16 protein-coding genes are annotated in these 17,194 nt (G+C 60.2%); 7 read left to right on the top strand and 9 right to left on the bottom strand.

Going from position 1 to position 17,194, the window contains the following annotated elements:
- The first annotated feature begins 110 nt into the window (after nt 1-110).
- From katB to radA, 3 genes are all read left to right on the top strand, one after another.
- A complete protein-coding gene (gene katB / locus AC1DIH_RS00800) occupies nt 111-1,652 on the top strand; it encodes a catalase KatB (RefSeq protein ID WP_477770235.1) in 1,542 nt (513 codons plus the stop codon).
- A 63-nt stretch (nt 1,653-1,715) separates the two neighbouring features.
- The gene (locus AC1DIH_RS00795; protein WP_477770234.1) at nt 1,716-2,270 is read left to right on the top strand and encodes an ankyrin repeat domain-containing protein; all 555 of its coding nucleotides are present in this window, start codon (nt 1,716-1,718) and stop codon (nt 2,268-2,270) included.
- 45 nt (nt 2,271-2,315) lie between these two features.
- Complete coding sequence (radA, locus tag AC1DIH_RS00790) at nt 2,316-3,683, top strand: DNA repair protein RadA (RefSeq protein WP_019691594.1); 1,368 nt, start codon at nt 2,316-2,318, stop codon at nt 3,681-3,683.
- 34 nt (nt 3,684-3,717) lie between these two features.
- Here radA and AC1DIH_RS00785 read toward each other — a convergent pair whose 3' ends face one another.
- On the bottom strand, nt 3,718-4,098 hold the full coding sequence (locus AC1DIH_RS00785) for a PilZ domain-containing protein (protein WP_477770233.1): 381 nt from the start codon (nt 4,096-4,098) through the stop codon (nt 3,718-3,720).
- Between the two features lie 170 nt (nt 4,099-4,268).
- Here AC1DIH_RS00785 and AC1DIH_RS00780 point away from each other — a divergent pair, with 170 nt between their 5' ends.
- The 3 genes from AC1DIH_RS00780 to AC1DIH_RS00770 all read left to right on the top strand — a co-directional run bounded on the left by AC1DIH_RS00780 (nt 4,269) and on the right by AC1DIH_RS00770 (nt 7,618).
- Complete coding sequence (locus AC1DIH_RS00780) at nt 4,269-6,335, top strand: carbon starvation CstA family protein (protein WP_477770232.1); 2,067 nt, start codon at nt 4,269-4,271, stop codon at nt 6,333-6,335.
- 15 nt (nt 6,336-6,350) lie between these two features.
- A complete protein-coding gene (locus tag AC1DIH_RS00775; protein WP_216742984.1) occupies nt 6,351-6,548 on the top strand; it encodes a YbdD/YjiX family protein in 198 nt (65 codons plus the stop codon).
- Between the two features lie 251 nt (nt 6,549-6,799).
- Nucleotides 6,800-7,618, top strand: coding sequence for a DeoR/GlpR family DNA-binding transcription regulator (locus AC1DIH_RS00770; protein WP_477770231.1), 819 nt, complete (start codon nt 6,800-6,802; stop codon nt 7,616-7,618).
- Nucleotides 7,619-7,627: 9 nt separating this feature from the next.
- On the opposite strand, the gene otnI is transcribed toward AC1DIH_RS00770, so the two are convergent.
- The 8 genes from otnI to AC1DIH_RS00730 form a co-directional block, all read right to left on the bottom strand.
- Nucleotides 7,628-8,410: a 2-oxo-tetronate isomerase gene (otnI, locus tag AC1DIH_RS00765; RefSeq protein WP_477770230.1), complete on the bottom strand. Its 783-nt coding sequence runs from the start codon at nt 8,408-8,410 to the stop codon at nt 7,628-7,630.
- 21 nt (nt 8,411-8,431) lie between these two features.
- The gene (locus tag AC1DIH_RS00760; RefSeq protein WP_477770229.1) at nt 8,432-9,892 is read right to left on the bottom strand and encodes a GntT/GntP/DsdX family permease; all 1,461 of its coding nucleotides are present in this window, start codon (nt 9,890-9,892) and stop codon (nt 8,432-8,434) included.
- A 191-nt stretch (nt 9,893-10,083) separates the two neighbouring features.
- Nucleotides 10,084-10,722 carry a 3-oxo-tetronate 4-phosphate decarboxylase gene (gene otnC / locus AC1DIH_RS00755; protein WP_477770228.1) on the bottom strand — a complete coding sequence of 213 codons (639 nt, stop codon included), beginning with the start codon at nt 10,720-10,722 and terminating at the stop codon, nt 10,084-10,086.
- Entirely contained in the window at nt 10,719-12,008 is a 1,290-nt protein-coding gene (gene otnK, locus AC1DIH_RS00750) for a 3-oxo-tetronate kinase (RefSeq protein WP_477770227.1), read from the bottom strand. The genes otnC and otnK overlap by 4 nt, the downstream gene beginning before the upstream one ends.
- A 10-nt stretch (nt 12,009-12,018) precedes the next feature.
- The gene (ltnD, locus tag AC1DIH_RS00745; protein ID WP_019690449.1) at nt 12,019-12,924 is read right to left on the bottom strand and encodes an L-threonate dehydrogenase; all 906 of its coding nucleotides are present in this window, start codon (nt 12,922-12,924) and stop codon (nt 12,019-12,021) included.
- A 26-nt stretch (nt 12,925-12,950) separates the two neighbouring features.
- Nucleotides 12,951-13,655: a FadR/GntR family transcriptional regulator gene (locus AC1DIH_RS00740; RefSeq protein ID WP_477770226.1), complete on the bottom strand. Its 705-nt coding sequence runs from the start codon at nt 13,653-13,655 to the stop codon at nt 12,951-12,953.
- 164 nt (nt 13,656-13,819) lie between these two features.
- Nucleotides 13,820-15,439: a methyl-accepting chemotaxis protein gene (locus tag AC1DIH_RS00735; RefSeq protein ID WP_477770225.1), complete on the bottom strand. Its 1,620-nt coding sequence runs from the start codon at nt 15,437-15,439 to the stop codon at nt 13,820-13,822.
- Nucleotides 15,440-15,534: 95 nt separating this feature from the next.
- Complete coding sequence (locus AC1DIH_RS00730) at nt 15,535-15,975, bottom strand: CBS domain-containing protein (protein ID WP_477770224.1); 441 nt, start codon at nt 15,973-15,975, stop codon at nt 15,535-15,537.
- Between the two features lie 509 nt (nt 15,976-16,484).
- On the opposite strand from AC1DIH_RS00730, the gene AC1DIH_RS00725 reads away from it, so the two are divergent.
- The gene (locus AC1DIH_RS00725; protein ID WP_477770223.1) at nt 16,485-17,144 is read left to right on the top strand and encodes an MliC family protein; all 660 of its coding nucleotides are present in this window, start codon (nt 16,485-16,487) and stop codon (nt 17,142-17,144) included.
- Nucleotides 17,145-17,194: the final 50 nt, after the last annotated feature.

The following is a 17,194-nucleotide window of genomic DNA, read 5'->3' as shown; positions in this document are numbered from 1 at the left end:
AAAACTCTCAATCGACGCATTGCGTTCTTTCTATTTATGTTTTGACTAACTGGTCACTAGCCTCTGTTCAGCGCACCTGGATGCGCTACACAAAACCAGAGGAGCTCGACATGACCACCGCCATTAGCCGAGGGGCTTTTTCCCATCGCCGTGCATTCGGCGTCTTGACCGCCAGCCTGCTGTCATTCTCCGTTCACGCGGCGACCCTGACCCGTGATAACGGCGCCGCCGTGGGCGACAACCAGAACTCGCAAACTGCGGGGGCCACTGGCCCGGTGCTGTTGCAGGACGTGCAACTGATCCAGAAACTCCAGCGCTTTGACCGCGAACGCATCCCGGAGCGGGTCGTCCATGCCCGCGGTACGGGTGCCCATGGCAGTTTCACGGTAACCGATGATCTCAGTGACCTGACCAAGGCCAAAGTCTTTGCCGCTGGCCAGACGACGCCGGTGTTCGTGCGCTTTTCCGCGGTGGTACACGGTAACCATTCCCCGGAAACCCTGCGCGACCCACGAGGCTTTGCCACCAAGTTCTATACCGCAGACGGCAACTGGGACCTGGTCGGCAATAACTTCCCGACCTTTTTCATCCGCGATGCAATCAAATTCCCGGACATGGTCCACGCCTTCAAGCCAGACCCGCGCACCAACCTGGATGATGACTCACGCCGGTTCGACTTCTTTTCCCATGTGCCGGAAGCCACTCGGACGTTGACCGAGTTGTATTCCAACTCCGGTACGCCGGCCAGTTACCGGGAAATGGACGGTAATGGCGTTCACGCCTATAAATTGATCAATGCCAAAGGCGAAGTCAGCTATGTGAAGTTTCATTGGAAGAGTTTGCAGGGGATTAATAACCTCGACCCACAAGCCGTTACCAAGGTTCAGGGGCAAGACTACAGTCATATGACCAATGACTTGGTGGCTCATATCAATAAAGGCGACTTTCCAAAGTGGGACTTGTACGTTCAGGTTATAAAGCCGCAAGATTTGTACAAGTTTGACTTCGATCCGTTGGACGCTACCAAGATCTGGCCGGGTATCCCTGAGCGGAAAGTTGGACAAATGGTGCTCAATCGTAATCCTGCGAATGTCTTCCAGGAAACCGAACAAGTTGCCATGGCGCCGGCCAATCTAGTGCCGGGAATTGAACCTTCGGAAGATCGTTTGTTGCAAGGTCGAGTGTTTTCTTATGCCGATACGCAACTGTATCGCCTGGGCGCCAATGCGTTGCAGTTACCGATCAATGCGCCAAAAGTAACGGTGAACAACGGTAATCAGGACGGAGCGATGAACGCGGGTCGCAGCAGCGGCGGTGTGAACTATCAGCCGAGTCGCCTGGAGTCACGTGAGGAACCTCAAGCGGCACGCTACAGCCAGTCGACGCTGTCGGGGACGACCCAGCAGGCGAAGATCCAGCGCGAGCAAAACTTCAAGCAGGCCGGTGATCTGTATCGCTCGTTCAGCAAGAAGGAGCGCAGCGACCTGATCGAAAGCTTTGGTGGCTCGCTGGCTACCACGGATGACGAAAGCAAGCACATCGTCCTGTCCTTCCTCTATAAGGCTGACCCGGAATACGGCACCGGCGTGACCAAGGTCGCCAAGGGGGATCTGAGTCGCGTCAAGGCGCTCGCGGACAAACTGGTCGACTGATCGTCATTGCCTCAACCGGTTCTCGCACGACTCAGTGCCGTGCGAGAACCCAGGAGCTTTGCCATGCGAATGTATCTTTACCTGTTTCTGGCCGGCCTGGCGTGCAGCGTTCATGCAGAGCCGGGTGCCGACCTGACCAAGGATCCGGCAGCGCTCAAGGCGCAATTGCAGGATTACTACTTTGACGCCGCTCGTCGCGGCGACGTGCCGATGCTCGAGACGTTCATCGAGGCGGGTTATTCCCTCGATACTCGCGACAGTAAGGGCTACACCGCGTTGATCCTGGCGGCTTACCACGGTCAGTCTGCGGCGGTGGAGCGCTTGCTCGGCGCCGGGGCCAATGCCTGTGCCCAGGACCTGCGTGGCAACACGGCGCTGATGGGGGCGATCTTCAAGGGCGAAGTGCAAATCGCCCGGCGACTGTTGGCGACCGATTGCAGCCCGGAGCAGCGTAATGGCGCAGGCCAGACAGCGGCGATGTATGCGGGCCTGTTCAAACGGGTCGAGTTACTCGACGCCCTGGCTGCCAAGGGTGCCGACCTGAATGCCGAAGATCCGCTGGGTAACAGCGCCGCGCGTCTAGCCGCGGGTGAAATCCGTACCCCGGCGCCGCGCTGATCGTGTCCAGCTGAGCTATCATCGCGGTTTTTTCCGGGAGTTCAGATGGCCAAGGCAAAGCGCATGTACGGCTGCACCGAGTGCGGCTCGACCTTCCCCAAGTGGGCCGGCCAATGCGGCGAATGCGGGGCCTGGAACACCCTGACCGAAACCCTGGTGGAAAGTGGCGGTGCTGCCGCCCCCAGCGGTCGCACCGGCTGGGCCGGGCAGCAGGCACAGATCAAGACGCTGGCCGAAGTCAGTGTCGAAGAAATTCCACGTTTCTCCACCGCGTCCGGTGAGCTGGATCGGGTGCTCGGTGGCGGCCTGGTCGATGGCTCGGTGGTGTTGATCGGCGGTGATCCGGGGATCGGCAAGTCGACGATCCTTCTGCAAACCCTGTGCAACCTCGCGACCCGGATGCCGGCGCTCTATGTCACGGGCGAAGAGTCCCAGCAGCAAGTGGCCATGCGTGCCCGACGTCTGGGCTTGCCGCAAGATCAACTGCGGGTCATGACCGAAACCTGCATCGAAACCATCATTGCCACGGCTCGGGTGGAAAAACCCAAGGTCATGGTGATCGACTCGATCCAGACGATTTTCACCGAGCAACTGCAATCGGCACCGGGCGGCGTCTCTCAGGTTCGCGAAAGCGCGGCTTTACTGGTGCGTTACGCGAAACAAAGCGGCACGGCGATTTTCCTCGTCGGCCATGTGACCAAGGAAGGCGCATTGGCGGGGCCCCGAGTGCTGGAGCACATGGTCGACACCGTGCTGTATTTCGAAGGCGAGTCGGATGGACGCCTGCGTCTGTTGCGGGCGGTGAAAAACCGCTTCGGTGCGGTCAACGAGTTGGGTGTGTTCGGTATGACCGACAAGGGTTTGAAAGAGGTCTCCAACCCTTCGGCGATTTTCCTCACCCGCGCGCAGGAAGAAGTGCCGGGCAGCGTAGTGATGGCGACCTGGGAAGGCACGCGACCGATGCTGGTGGAGGTTCAGGCGCTGGTGGACGACAGTCACCTGGCCAACCCGCGCCGTGTCACCCTCGGCCTGGATCAGAATCGCCTGGCCATGTTGTTGGCGGTGCTGCACCGTCATGGCGGTATACCGACGCACGACCAAGACGTGTTCCTCAACGTGGTCGGCGGGGTCAAGGTGCTGGAAACGGCATCCGACCTGGCGTTGATGGCGGCCGTGATGTCCAGCCTGCGCAATCGACCATTGCCACACGATCTGTTGGTGTTCGGTGAGGTTGGTTTGTCTGGTGAAGTGCGGCCGGTGCCGAGCGGTCAGGAGCGCTTGAAGGAAGCGGCCAAGCACGGTTTCAAACGCGCCATCGTGCCCAAGGGCAATGCGCCGAAGGAAGCGCCTGCCGGGTTACGGATCATCGCGGTGACGCGACTGGAACAGGCCCTCGACGCTTTATTTGAATAAACCCAGCCCTCGTAGGAGCAGCCTGCGGCAGCTCCTACGAGAGTGGTCTGATTTGGATCAGCGCACCCAGTTCCCGCTCAAGCTCGGCGTGATCACCGATGTTGAGTTCGACCAGCCGCCGCAGTTTGCTGACAGACTCCAGATCGATGTACCGACAGACGAAGCCTAACTGGTTGTTATTGTCATGGGACAGTTGCACGTCCATGCGGATCTCGGTGTCACTGCTCAGGTGAATGTCGACCGAAAACATCTTCTCTTCGTCCCCAAGCCAGGGCTCGGGACGTTCGATCAACAGGCCCTTGAGTGACAGGTCGAGCAGTTTCACCGGCCAGCGATGCTCGCCTTGGCTGAGCTCGGTTTTGGCATCGAAGGCAATACGTTTGAAACGGCGGTGATTGGCGGGGTGGTCCCTCATGGCGCAATCCTCTGGGTGTTCGCTGACTATAGACCGGCATCCGCATAGGCTGCCACCCAAGGCAGCTTTCATACAGAGCCTGGGACCTATGTCGGGGTATGGTCTTTGGCGCCAGTAGCGCTAAACTCGGGGTGACGGTCTTTTTTGTCCACTCTGGCTGGAATAAAAAAATGAAAAATAATAATAGCCCGCTGCGCCACTTACCCTGGCTGTTGCTGGCAATCGTAGGCGCCTGTGCCCTGGGCGTAGTGGCTTTGCGTCGCGGCGAGGCGATCAATGCCTTGTGGATTGTGGTCGCGGCAGTGGCGATCTATCTGGTCGCTTACCGTTACTACAGTCTGTTCATTGCCAATAATGTGATGCAGCTCAATCCACTGCGGGCCACCCCTGCCGTCGTCAACAACGACGGTCTGGACTACGTGCCCACCAACAAACACATCCTCTTCGGTCACCACTTCGCGGCCATCGCGGGTGCTGGTCCGTTAGTCGGTCCGGTACTGGCGGCGCAGATGGGCTATTTGCCCGGCACGCTCTGGCTGATCGCCGGCGTGGTGCTGGCCGGTGCGGTCCAGGACTTCATGGTCCTGTTCATGTCGACCCGCCGCAACGGTCGCTCCCTGGGCGACATGGTCCGTGAAGAAATGGGGCAGATCCCCGGGACCATCGCGCTGTTTGGCTGCTTCCTGATCATGATCATCATCCTCGCGGTGCTGGCGCTGATTGTGGTCAAGGCCCTGGCCGAAAGCCCGTGGGGCATTTTCACGGTGATGGCGACCATTCCGATCGCGATGTTCATGGGCGTGTACATGCGCTACATCCGCCCGGGCCGCATCGGTGAAATCTCCATCGTCGGCGTGCTGCTGTTGCTCGGTTCGATCTGGCTGGGCGGGCAGATCGCCGCTGATCCGGTCTGGGCCAAGGCCTTCTCCTTCACCGGGATCCAGATCACCTGGATGCTGATCGGCTACGGTTTCGTCGCGGCAGTATTGCCGGTCTGGCTGATCCTGGCGCCGCGTGACTACCTGTCGACCTTCCTCAAGATCGGTACCATTGTCGCCTTGGCAATTGGCATCCTGATCACCATGCCCGTGCTGAAAATGCCGGCACTGACCCAATTCATCGATGGCACCGGACCGGTGTGGAAAGGCGGGCTGTTCCCGTTCCTGTTCATCACCATTGCCTGCGGCGCGGTCTCGGGTTTCCATGCGCTGATCGCTTCCGGGACCACCCCGAAACTGTTGGCCAGTGAAGGTCATGCCCGTTACATCGGTTACGGCGGCATGCTGATGGAGTCCTTCGTGGCCATCATGGCGATGGTGGCGGCGTCGGTGATCGAACCGGGCGTCTAYTTCGCGATGAACAGCCCGGCGGCGATCGTCGGCGGTGAAGTGATGCAAGTCGCGCAAACCGTCAGCAGTTGGGGCTTTGCGATCACCCCGGACGCCCTGCAAGCGGTGGCCAGGGACATCGGTGAAACCACCGTGCTGGCCCGTGCCGGCGGTGCGCCGACCCTGGCGGTCGGTATCGCGCAGATCCTGCACAGTGTTCTGCCGGGTGAAAACACCATGGCGTTCTGGTACCACTTCGCGATCCTGTTCGAAGCGCTGTTCATCCTGACGGCGGTCGACGCCGGCACCCGTGCCGGGCGTTTCATGCTGCAGGATTTGCTCGGCTCCTTCGTTCCGKCGCTTAAACGYACSGARTCCTGGACCGCCAACCTGATCGCGACCGCCGGTTGCGTGGCAATGTGGGGCTACCTGCTGTACCAAGGCGTGATCGACCCGYTGGGSGGCATCAACACCYTGTGGCCGCTGTTCGGTATCTCCAACCAGATGCTSGCCGGTATCGCGCTGATGCTCGGCACSGTKGTGCTGATCAAAATGAAACGCCAGCGCTACATCTGGGTGACCTTGCTGCCCGCCGCCTGGCTGCTGATCTGCACCACCACCGCAGGCTTCATCAAGCTGTTCGACGCCAACCCGGCGATCGGCTTCCTGTCRCTGGCCAARAAATACAGCGATGCCCTGGCCAACGGTCAGATCCTCGCCCCGGCCAAGGACATCACGCAGATGCAGCACGTGATCTACAACGCCTACACCAACGCRACGCTGACGGCGCTGTTCCTGTTCGTGGTCTTCAGCATCCTGTTCTATGCGATCAAGGTCGGTATCTCSGCCTGGGGCAGCAAAGAGCGCACGGATAAAGAATCGCCATTCCAGGCTGTTCCAGAAGCGTAATCGAGGGTTGCAAGCATGTTCAATGACCTGAGTCGCCTCGGTAAATACCTCGGTCAGGCCGCGCGCCTGATGGTCGGCATGCCCGACTACGACACCTACGTCGAGCATATGCAAACCAAGCACCCGGACAAACCGGTGATGAGCTACGAGGCGTTCTTCCGGGAGCGCCAGGAGGCTCGTTACGGTAGCAAGGCTGGGCCGAAGTGCTGTTGACCCGCTGACGGCGGGTGATCAGATGTGATGTGGGAGCAGGCTTTTTGTGGGAGGGAGCCTGCTCGCGATAGCGGTCCGACAGTCAGCTGCAATATTGGATGTCAAGCCGTCATCGCGAGCAGGCTCGCTCCCACATTGACCTGCTCCCATTTTTCGTTAGTGATCCGCAACAACTCGTTCCTTGAACGCAGATTCGCTACTATGTTTGCCCCGCTTTCCTTGTCTGCGGATTTCTTCGTTCTGGAGCCCGAATGCCTAGCCAAAAGGACATCGCCGCCGAAAGCGGCGCACCGATGATTCCGGAACAACGCCGTGAATTGATGCTGCGCCAGTTACGCAAGCATCAGGTGTTGAGCGTTCATCAGTTGATGGAAATGTTCGAGTGCTCGCACATGACGGTGCGCCGCGACATTGCGTTGCTCGAGCAGGAAGGTCGGGCCTACTCGGTCACCGGTGGCGTTCGAATCGCCAGCCAGCTCCACAGTGAGCCCAGCCATCAGCTCAAAGCCGTGGTCGAGTTGCCGCAGAAGCAGGCGATGGCGAAACTCGCCGCCCGGCTGCTGCATGCCGATATGACGATTTACCTGGATGCGGGAACCAGTACCCTGGAGATCGTCCCGTACGTCAAGGCGCTTTCCGGCATGACCGTGGTGACCAACGACTTCGGTGTTGCCCAAGCCTTGATGGACGCGCCCCACGTCACGGTCATTCATACCGGCGGACAGCTGGATCACTCCAACCATTCCTGCGTAGGCGGTTTGGCAGTCGCCACCTTGCGCCAGGTGGTCACCGATATCGCCTTCATCTCCACCAGTTCCTGGGATTTGCGTCGCGGCCTTACCACACCTTCGGCGCTGAAGGTGGAGGTCAAGCAAGTGGCGATGCAATCGGCCGCGCAAACGGTGCTGGTAGCCAGCAGTTCGAAGTACGGCACTTTCAGCATGTACCGGATCGCCGGGCTCGAGCAGTTCGACATCATCCTCAGCGACGACGCGCTGACCGCTGCGGCGGCCGATGGCATCCGCAAGCATGGTGTGGAACTGCTGTTGCCCTCCGGGAGCGGCGCGTAGGGCTTTGTCTTAACGCGCTTTCCAGTCGCGCAACCACTGCAAGCCCGCCGAGGTGTCGCCGCGGGGCCGGTATTCGCACCCTACCCAACCGTCATAACCCAACTGGTCGATCAACTCGAACAGATAGGGATAGTTGACCTCTCCAATATCCGGCTCGTGCCGGTCCGGCACACCGGCTATCTGAATATGGCCGATCCCCGCGAAGTCCCGGCGCAATTTGCTGGCCAGGTCACCCTCGACGATCTGGCAGTGATAACAGTCGAACTGGACCTTGAGGTTGCTGGCGCCCACTTCCTTGCAGATAGCCTGGGCCTGATCCTGCCGATTGAGGAAAAAGCCCGGCATGTCTCGGGTATTGATCGGTTCCAGCAACACCGTGACACCGACCTTGGCCGCCTGAGCGGTGGCGTAGGCAAGGTTCTCCAGGTAAATGTTGTGATGCCGTGGCCGGTCGTTCTCGGAGGGCAGCAGGCCAGCCATGACATGGATGCGCGAGTTGCCCAGCACGGCGGCATATTCCAGGGCGCGATCAAAACCGCTGCGAAATTCACTCTCCCGGCCGGGCAACGTCACGGTGCCCCGCTCCCCCGCCGCCCAGTCACCAGGCGGCGCGTTGAACAGCGCCTGCACCAGACCGTTGTCGCTCAAGCGCTGCTTGAGTTCCTGGGCGCTGTAGTCGTAGGGAAACAGGTACTCCACCGCTTCGAAACCATCGGCGGCGGCAGCGGCGAAGCGATCCAGAAACGCATGTTCCGGGTAGAGCATGCTGAGGTTTGCAGCAAAACGAGGCATGGTAGCTCCCAGGGTCAAGGGTTAGACAAACGGCCAGATCAGCAAGGTAATACCGAAACCCAACGTACCGAGCAAGGTGGTCAGTACCGTCCAGGTGCGCAAGCCGTCGGCCACATTCAGCCCGGCCAGTTTGGTGAAGATCCAGTAACCGGCATCATTGATATGCGACATGGCCAACCCGCCACCGCCCATGGCCAGGCACAGCAGGGCCATGTGGTTCGGGGTGAGGTTGAGGGTCGCGATCAGCGGACTGATAATGCCGGCGGTGGTCACCAGCGCCACCGTGGTCGAGCCCTGCACCGCACGCAACAGCATGGTCAGCAGAAAGCCCAGCGCGAGTACCGGCAGACCGGTGGTACGCAACATGTCGGAGACCACGGCACCGATTCCGGTGTCCACCAGGACCTTGCCAAATACACCGCCGGCACCGGCAATCAGGATCACCATCGCCACACCGGGCAAGGCCGAGCCGATCACATCGGACACCTGAGTGCGACTCCAGCCCCGACGCGAACCCAGCAACCAGGCACACAGCAAGGTATCGATCAGCAGCGCTACCAGCGGCGCGCCGAGCACGGTCATGATCCCACGCAGGATCGATTCGGCCGGGAGCATCGAGGTGGCCAGGGTGCCCAGCAGAATCAGAATGATCGGCAACAGGATCAGGCTGACGATCAGCCCGAAACCTGGCGGCGGTGCCGGTGGCAATTTGGAGACGATACTGCTGACGGCCTCTTCCAGGCCCATGTGCGACACGGCCTCGGCAGCTCGCTCAGTGCTCTTGCCATTGCCATTGGACCAGGCGACCAGGTCTTCATTGGTGACATGCGGGCCGTAGACCTCGGCACGAATGTCGTCAGTCATCGGGTACACACGACGGGTCATGCGCCCGGCCACGCGGTAACCGACGTAGCACAGCAGCGCAGTCATCGGCAGACCGAACATCAGCACGCGGCCAAGGTCGGCGCCCAACTGGCTGGCAGCGGCCACTGCGCCCGGGTGTGGCGGCAGGAAGGCGTGTACGGTCAACAAGGCCGCACACATCGGCAGCGCGAACACCAACAGTGGCTTACGCGCGCTGCGAGCGACGCTATAGGCCAGCGGCATCAGGATGATCACGCCAACTTCGAAGAACACCGGCACCCCGACCATGAAGCCGGCAATCGTCAGCGCCAGAGGCGTACGCCGGTTGCCGAAACGGCTGATCAGCGTCTTCGCCAGCGCCTCGGCACCTCCGGACAGCTCGATGATCCGGCCGATCATCGCGCCCAGGGCAATGATGATCGCGATATGGCCCAGGGTCTTGCCCATGCCGCCTTCAATGGTGGCGACCAGTTCGGCCGGCTTCACCCCGGCCACCAGCGCCACCAGGATGCTCACCAGCATCAAGGCTACGAAGGGCTGGAATTTGTACTTGAGCACCAGGAACAGCAACAGCGCGATGCCCACCCCTGCGGTCACCATCAGGATCAACGGGCTCATTTCAGAAACCCTCCACGCCGGGTGAACGAAGCGGTCCTGCCACTGGATCTGAAAATGCCGCGATGAAGATAAGTCATGCCTGGATTTCCTGTTGTTATTGTTTTTTCAAGCAAGCCGGGACCATCGAGAGTCGCGCGCGTCTCCCGGACAGGGCCTGCGTTATCAATCTGTCGTATTAGAAAATCAGCGCTCTACCAGTGCGCACCGAAGGTCTCTCGCAGCTCATCCAGCGCTGCCTGATCGAGCGGTTCGGGCTTGGGGTTGCTCATCAGCCAGAGCCGTGCAGTTTCCTCGAGTTCTTCCAAGGCGTAGCTGGCCTTGGAAACCGAACTCTCCCAGACCACCGGGCCAAGCCGTTCGAGCATCACACCGCGAACGCTGTTGGCCAGCTGTGCGACCTGCTCGGCGACCTTCGGCGAGCCGGGTCGCTGATAGCCAATCAACGGGATATGCCCGACTTTCATCACCTGATACGGGGTCAGCGGCGGCAGGATGTCGTCTGGCTGCCAGACTCCCGCCAGGGTCAATGCCACCAAGTGGGTGGAATGGGTGTGAACCACACCGCCCACACTTGGGTTGCGGTCATAGACCTGGCGATGCAGCGCCAGGGTCTTTGAAGGTTTGTCACCGGACACCCACTCGCCAGCCAGATTGACCTTGGCAATCGTCGCGGGGTCGAGGCGACCGAGGCAGACGTCAGTCGGTGTGATCAACCAGCCATCGTCCAGGCGCGCACTGATATTGCCGGCGCTGCCGACGGTATAACCGCGCTCGTAAAGGCTGCGGCCAACCTCACAGATTTCTTCGCGCAGGGCGTTTTCATTGCTCATTTCGCATCTCCGACCTGGGCCAACTGCTGCAAGGCTTTGCTAAAAAAATCACGGCCACCGAAGTTGCCCGACTTGAGCGCCAATGCCAGAGGTTCATCCGTACTGCTGACCGTCGCCGGTACCCCCGGATCAATCTGCGCCCCGATCCGTAGCAGTTGCACGCCCAACGCCTGAACCACAGCGCCCGAGGTTTCACCACCGGCAATCACGAAGCGCCGCACGCCGCTCTGGCGCAGACCCTTGGCGATTTCACCCAAGGCGTTTTCCACCAGGCTGCCAGCCCGTTCGACGCCCAATTGCTGTTGCACCGCCTTGACCTCTTCCGGCGAGCTGGTGGCATAGATCAATACGGTTTCCTGGTGATCACGGGCGAAGGCCAAGGCTTGCGCGACGACAGGTTCGCCGGCGGCCAATGCCAGCGGATCGATACGCAGAGCCGGTCGGCCGGCTTCGAGCCAGGCCGCCACTTGGCCGTTAGTCGCCACCGAGGCGCTACCGGCCAACACCACTTCGCCACCGGAGACCGGCGTCAGTTTCGATGCGTCGAGGTCGCGCAATTTTCCGGCGCGACGGAAGTTATCCGGCAAACCCAGGGCCAACCCCGAACCTCCGGTCAGCAACGGCAGGTCAGCGCAAGCCGTGCCCAGGGTGTACAAATCGCTGTCCGACAAGGCATCGGCGATCGCGATGCCGACACCTTGAGCCCGCAACTCGGCGATTCGGGTACGCACCTGTTCGGCCCCTTGGGCAATGGTGTCGTAGCGCAACAAACCGACATTCAGGCCTGTCTGCGATTGCAGAACCCGAACCAGGTTGGCATCGGTCATTGGCGTCAGCGGGTGGTGCTGCATGCCCGACTCGCTGAGCAGTTGATCCTGGACAAACAAGTGGCCACGAAAGATCGTCCGCCCATTCTCCGGGAACGCCGGGCATGCGAGGGTGAAGTCACCGCCCAGTGCCGCCAGCAGCGCTTCGCTGACCTGACCGATGTTGCCGGCTGCCGTGGAGTCGAACGTCGAACAGTACTTGAAGAAGATCTGCTCGCAGCCTTGTTCGCGCAGCCAGGCCAGCGCCGCGAGGGACTGTTCGATCGCCTCGGCGACCGGTGTGGTGCGCGATTTCAGGGCAATGACGATCGCATCGGCGTCGATCCCGGCGGCGACTTCGCTGCTCGGGATACCGATGCTTTGTACGGTGCGCATGCCGCCACGCACCAGCATGTTGGCAAGGTCGGTGGCGCCGGTGAAATCGTCGGCGATGCAGCCCAGCAATGGACGTGTACTCATTGTGCGTTCCTCAAACAGGCTCGGTCTTGGCAGTTGGCAGCGTGATGCCCGGGAAAATCTTGATCACTGCCGAGTCATCCTCGCGACCGAAACCTGCACTGGAAGCCTGCATGAACATCTGGTGAGCCGTGGCCGACAGCGGCAGCGGGAATTTGCTGGCGCGCGCGGTATCCAGCACCAGGCCCAGATCCTTGACAAAAATATCCACCGCGGACAACGGCGTGTAGTCGGCCTTGAGAATGTGCGGAACGCGGTTTTCGAACATCCAGGAGTTACCGGCGCTATGCGTAATCACCTCGTAAAGCGCGTCGGCATCAACCCCTTCACGCAGACCCAATGCCATGGCTTCGGCAGACGCTGCGATATGCACCCCGGCGAGGAGCTGGTTGATGATCTTGACCTTCGAACCCAGGCCATGGACGTCACCGAGGCGATAGACCTTGCCGGCCATGCCCGCAAGAATCGCCTCGGCCTTGGCGTAAGCATCCGCCGGGCCCGAGGTCATCATGGTCATCTCGCCGGCAGCCGCCTTGGCCGCACCACCGGAGATCGGTGCATCCAGATACAGCAGGCCTTTCTCGGCCAAGCGCTGGCCAAGATCGACGGCGTAGGTTGGGGCCACGGTGGCGCAGCCGATCACCAGGCTGCCAGGACGCAACGCCGCCACGGCGCCGCCTTCGCCAAACAATACGGTTTCGGTCTGCTCGGCATTCACCACGACAGTAATGATCACGTCGCACTCGCCAGCCATGTGCGCCGGGGATGCGCACGCCACTCCGCCCTCGCTGGCAAACTGTTCCGTCACCGCCGCCCGCACATCACAGGCATGCACATTAAAACCGCTGCGCAACAGCGAGCGGGCAATGCCCAGGCCCATCGCGCCGAGACCGACAACACCGACATTCTTGTTATTCATGGCGTACTCCAGGAGAAAACAGCGGCTTATTCAGCGCCAGCAAGGCGCAGACGGCGGGCCGCGTTGTAGATATGAGCGCGGGCGGCATGGCCGGCAGCGAGCGGATCGCCCAGCCGTATGGCCGCGACGATCGCCAGGTGTTCTTCATGGACCTGACGGGAGAAATCCGCCCTGCCCGCTTCATTGGTACGGGTGATGCGGGTCGCGGCCTCCAGGTACTGGCTGACGAATTCAAGGGTCTTGAGGAAGTAAGGATTGCCCGTGGCCTGAGCGATGGCCCGGTGAAACGCCACATCGGCGCGAACGCCGTCCAGCCCTTCAGCGACCTCTTCATCGATGCGCGCCAGCGCTTCGTCAATCAGCACCAGATCGGCTTCGCTGCGATTGAGCGCCGCCTCGGAGGCTATTTCCGCTTCGATGGCACGCCGCAGCGCCAACAGGTGAAAGACACTGCCGGGCAGATGGGCTTCAGCGTAATCGATACGCAGCGGACGGATATTGGCGTTGGCCGTGACGAAGATGCCGCGCCCTTGGCGGGGCTGCAGCACGCCTTCGTTCTTCAGACGGGAAATGGCTTCGCGAACCACGGTGCGACTGACACCGAACGCTTCTGAAAGCATGGCTTCGCTGGGCAGCTTGCTCCCAGTGCCGAAGACACCGGATTCAATCTTCTCCAGCAGTTGCTGAGCGACGCTGTCGCTCAGCACGTGAGTGGGGACCTTGTCGAACATCGAGACGATCCTGGTTTTGTCTTGTTATCAGGTTGTCATACAGGTTGAGCAGATAATCCTCCAATGAACAGATAATGTGAAGCTGTTTTTTAAAATAACATTTTTTAACATGCAGTTTGAAGGGCCGCGCCGGAGCATTGACCCGCAACCCGCCCCATGCCTGACTAGGTTTTGAAACGCGCCACCGTCTGGTGCAGTGCTCCTGCCATCTGCGCCAATTCCAGACCGGCAGAGTGGGTATGCTGGGCACCCAGCAAGACCTGCCCGGACACGTTACGAATGCTCACCAGATTGCGATCCACCTCACGAGCCACCAATGCCTGCTCCTCCGTGGCGCTGGCGATCATCAGGTTGCGCTCATTGATCTGCGAGATCGACCGCGTGATCGCCTCCAATGCCTCCCCGGAGCGTTGCGCGACTTCCAGGGTCGTCTGCACCAGGTGACCGCTGCTTTGCATGGCGGTCACCGCATGCCCGGTATCACGCCGAATGTTGCCAATCATCTGCTCGATTTCCTGGGTCGACACCTGAGTGCGATGGGCCAGTGCCCGCACCTCGTCGGCGACCACCGCAAAACCTCGTCCGGCATCGCCGGCACGGGCCGCTTCAATTGCCGCGTTGAGGGCCAGCAGATTGGTTTGCTCGGCAATGCTGCGAATCACCTCCAGCACCGTGCTGATGTCTTGCACACGCCCGGCTAGTTGCTGGATACGCTGCGAGGTATCCGTCATGCCGTCCGCCAGCACACCGATCGAGGCCACTGTTTCCTGAACGTGTTCACGGCCGCGCTGCGCGGTTTGCTCGGACACCCGGGACGCCTCGCTGGTGCTGACGGCATTGCGTGCGACCTCGTCGACGGCCGCGGTCATTTGATTGATCGCCGTCGCAGCCCGCTCGATCTCCAGGCCCTGCAACTGCAAACTGTCACGGGTCTGGCTGCTGACCGCACTCAGCTCTTCGGACGAACTGGCCACCTGATCAACCGACGCCGCGATGTGTTTAACCATTGCGTTCAGGCTTTGCTGCATCTGGTGCATGTTCATCATCACGCTACCGTCGGCATTGGCCTTCACTGGCACTTGAATCGTCAGATCGCCTTGCGCAATTTGACTCAGTGCCCGCGCAGCGACATCGGGTTCTCCACCCAAGGGCCGGGTGACACTGCGCGTCACGATGACCGCCGCGGCGATGACCGAGGCCAGGCAGAAAACCAGCAACCCCAGCATGTTCAGGCGCGCATCGCTGTACAGGGCCTGCGCCGACCTTTCACGATCGGCGAAGATCTGCCCTTGCTGTGCCATCAGCACGTCCAGGCTTTTATAAACCTGCTGTTCGGCGGGGATCACTTGCTGTTTCAACTGCGCCATCGCGGCATCAAAGGCGCCTTGCCTGATCAACGCCTGCACCTGGGTGAACGCGGCGACGTAAGCCTCGCGATTCTTTTTCAGGGCCACATAGGCAACCTTGCCTTCCGGTAGATCGAACAACGACTCGAGCGTTTCAAGTGCCTGGCTGATGCGCTTTTTGGTGGCATCGATGGCCTGTTGCGCTTGCTGATTGTCTTTGTCAATCAGCAAGTCCCGGGTGTTCCTGGCGTTGTCCCGAACACCTGTGGCAATGACCATGATCGGATCGATTTTCGGCCAGTCCTGTTTGACGATCACCATTGCCTGGTCCTTCAGCGTTGCCAGATCGTGCAACGCATAGAACGCCAGGCCTGTCAGTACCAACGGCGCGATTGCAAAGCCGATGACGATGCGTTGAGCCGTGCTTAACTTGGCCAAATCAAATGCTCCCTGATGAGTACCTGCCCGACGGGCAGCACACTTGAAAACTTCATGTACCAATAAGCCTTGAATCCAGCTCGTCCAAGGTCGCTTTAATGTCCGCGAATGTAGTGTTCCAGTTGCCGTATCAGGTCGGCCTGCTCGGCGATGGCTTCTTTGACCAGATCACCAATCGACAACAGGCCAATCAACTGGTCGCCTTCCACCACCGGTAAATGGCGCAAATGACTGTCGGTCATGACCGCCATGCAACGCTCGATGCTCTGCTGACTGTCTGCCGTCACCACGGGCGCGCTCATGATGTCCCTGACCGGCGTACCGACCGAAGAGCGCCCCTGTAGAACAACCTTGCGCGCATAGTCGCGTTCGCTGATAACGCCGACCACCTGCCCCTCCTCTATGACGGGTAGAGCACCCACATTCTTTTCGGCCATCAGCTTCAGCGCTTCAAGGACCATCTGGTGTGGCGCGATGCTATGCACCTGCTGATTTTGCACGACCTTGAGCTTCAGCAATTGCGCGGCTGTTTTCATACGGATCTCCAAAGCCAATCACGGATAAAAAGCAAAAAAAAACGCCTGAAACCTTTCGGTTCCAGGCGCCTTTGCCTGTTCTTACTGCGGTGTTAAAACCAGACATCCATGCCTGATGCAGCGAAGTTGCCCATGACCTGTTCGGTCGATCGATCATCGTTGACCGAGGGGGCTGTCCACTGGAGTCCGTTCCAGATGAACCTGATACGAGCCTTGCAGCCTTTGTGCCAGTCGGCAACAGGAAGCGTCATCCTGTGCGCGAATCCAGGCTCCTGAGCGATAGAGGCAGGCGAAAGTTCATTGCGCTGTCCCCCACTGGTGCAAATCGTTACGCATAGCGCTTTATAAAAGTGCATCCAGGCGGTCGACCCGGGACCGCCGAGCGGTGTGGCAAGTTTTGAGCACTGCCTTACACTGCGATACACCCACTGCGAACGAAGGACTGTTCATCGGATCGATAGGTCCCACGGCAATCCGTGGCATCACCTCATGATCTGGGTGAAACCACCATGAAAACGGTCACCGCCCTTTTCACCGGTCTGCTCGCTGCCAGCGTGTGCGTGGCGACAAGCCCCTGTGCGAATGCTGCCCCTCCTTCGCCCACCTTCAAGACCAGTTTCGACTGTGCCCAGGCAAGGGCATCCATCGAAAAGCTGATCTGTCGCGATCCGCAACTGGCGCAGATGGACATCGAACTGACGCGTCTTTATCGACTGGCGCTCACGGATGAACATTCAGTGCCGCCTCCAGACACAGTCATGATCGACCAGCAGTTCTGGATCGAGGCCCGTAATCAGTGTGCTTCCGCGCCTGCGCCCAAGGTGTGCACGATCCGAAGTTATGCCGAACGCGCGCACCAGTTGCGCCAAGGCTCGGCAATTGTGAGAACCAAGGATCCAGACCGGCTCACCGAAGGCCCCCTGGCTTTTCGTTGTACGGGGTTTGACGCGCTGATTACCGCCACCTTCTTCAGCACGCAACCGGGTGTCGTGTACCTGAAATGGGCGAATACTTCGATCACCCTGAGCCAGGTGCCGAGTGATTCGGGAACCCAATACAAGGGCAAGGACTACCAGGGGAATTACAGCTTCTGGCAAAACGACAACGTGGTCCTTTTCCAAAAACCAGGCTCAGCGGAAATGAGTTGTACGGCGGAGCCGGCTGGCTGACTGCTCTGGCGCAACGGGCGTTTAGTTTCCGCTTGGAGACCCGCAGGCGA

This window comes from Pseudomonas sp. 05N36 (assembly GCF_056397385.1).
Note: the sequence above shows the minus strand (reverse complement) of the source record. Positions and strands in the feature narration are given on the sequence as shown.

Coding starts and splice junctions, on each gene's coding strand:
- AC1DIH_RS00775 (WP_216742984.1), top strand. CDS start 6,351: ATGTTCAATGACCTGAGTCGCCTCGGTAAATACCTCGGTCAGGCCGCG.
- AC1DIH_RS00725 (WP_477770223.1), top strand. CDS start 16,485: ATGAAAACGGTCACCGCCCTTTTCACCGGTCTGCTCGCTGCCAGCGTG.
- otnK (WP_477770227.1), bottom strand. CDS start 12,008: ATGAGTACACGTCCATTGCTGGGCTGCATCGCCGACGATTTCACCGGC.
- otnC (WP_477770228.1), bottom strand. CDS start 10,722: ATGAGCAATGAAAACGCCCTGCGCGAAGAAATCTGTGAGGTTGGCCGC.
- ltnD (WP_019690449.1), bottom strand. CDS start 12,924: ATGAATAACAAGAATGTCGGTGTTGTCGGTCTCGGCGCGATGGGCCTG.
- AC1DIH_RS00795 (WP_477770234.1), top strand. CDS start 1,716: ATGCGAATGTATCTTTACCTGTTTCTGGCCGGCCTGGCGTGCAGCGTT.
- radA (WP_019691594.1), top strand. CDS start 2,316: ATGGCCAAGGCAAAGCGCATGTACGGCTGCACCGAGTGCGGCTCGACC.
- AC1DIH_RS00730 (WP_477770224.1), bottom strand. CDS start 15,975: ATGAAAACAGCCGCGCAATTGCTGAAGCTCAAGGTCGTGCAAAATCAG.
- otnI (WP_477770230.1), bottom strand. CDS start 8,410: ATGCCTCGTTTTGCTGCAAACCTCAGCATGCTCTACCCGGAACATGCG.
- AC1DIH_RS00740 (WP_477770226.1), bottom strand. CDS start 13,655: ATGTTCGACAAGGTCCCCACTCACGTGCTGAGCGACAGCGTCGCTCAG.
- AC1DIH_RS00760 (WP_477770229.1), bottom strand. CDS start 9,892: ATGAGCCCGTTGATCCTGATGGTGACCGCAGGGGTGGGCATCGCGCTG.
- AC1DIH_RS00785 (WP_477770233.1), bottom strand. CDS start 4,098: ATGAGGGACCACCCCGCCAATCACCGCCGTTTCAAACGTATTGCCTTC.
- AC1DIH_RS00770 (WP_477770231.1), top strand. CDS start 6,800: ATGCCTAGCCAAAAGGACATCGCCGCCGAAAGCGGCGCACCGATGATT.
- katB (WP_477770235.1), top strand. CDS start 111: ATGACCACCGCCATTAGCCGAGGGGCTTTTTCCCATCGCCGTGCATTC.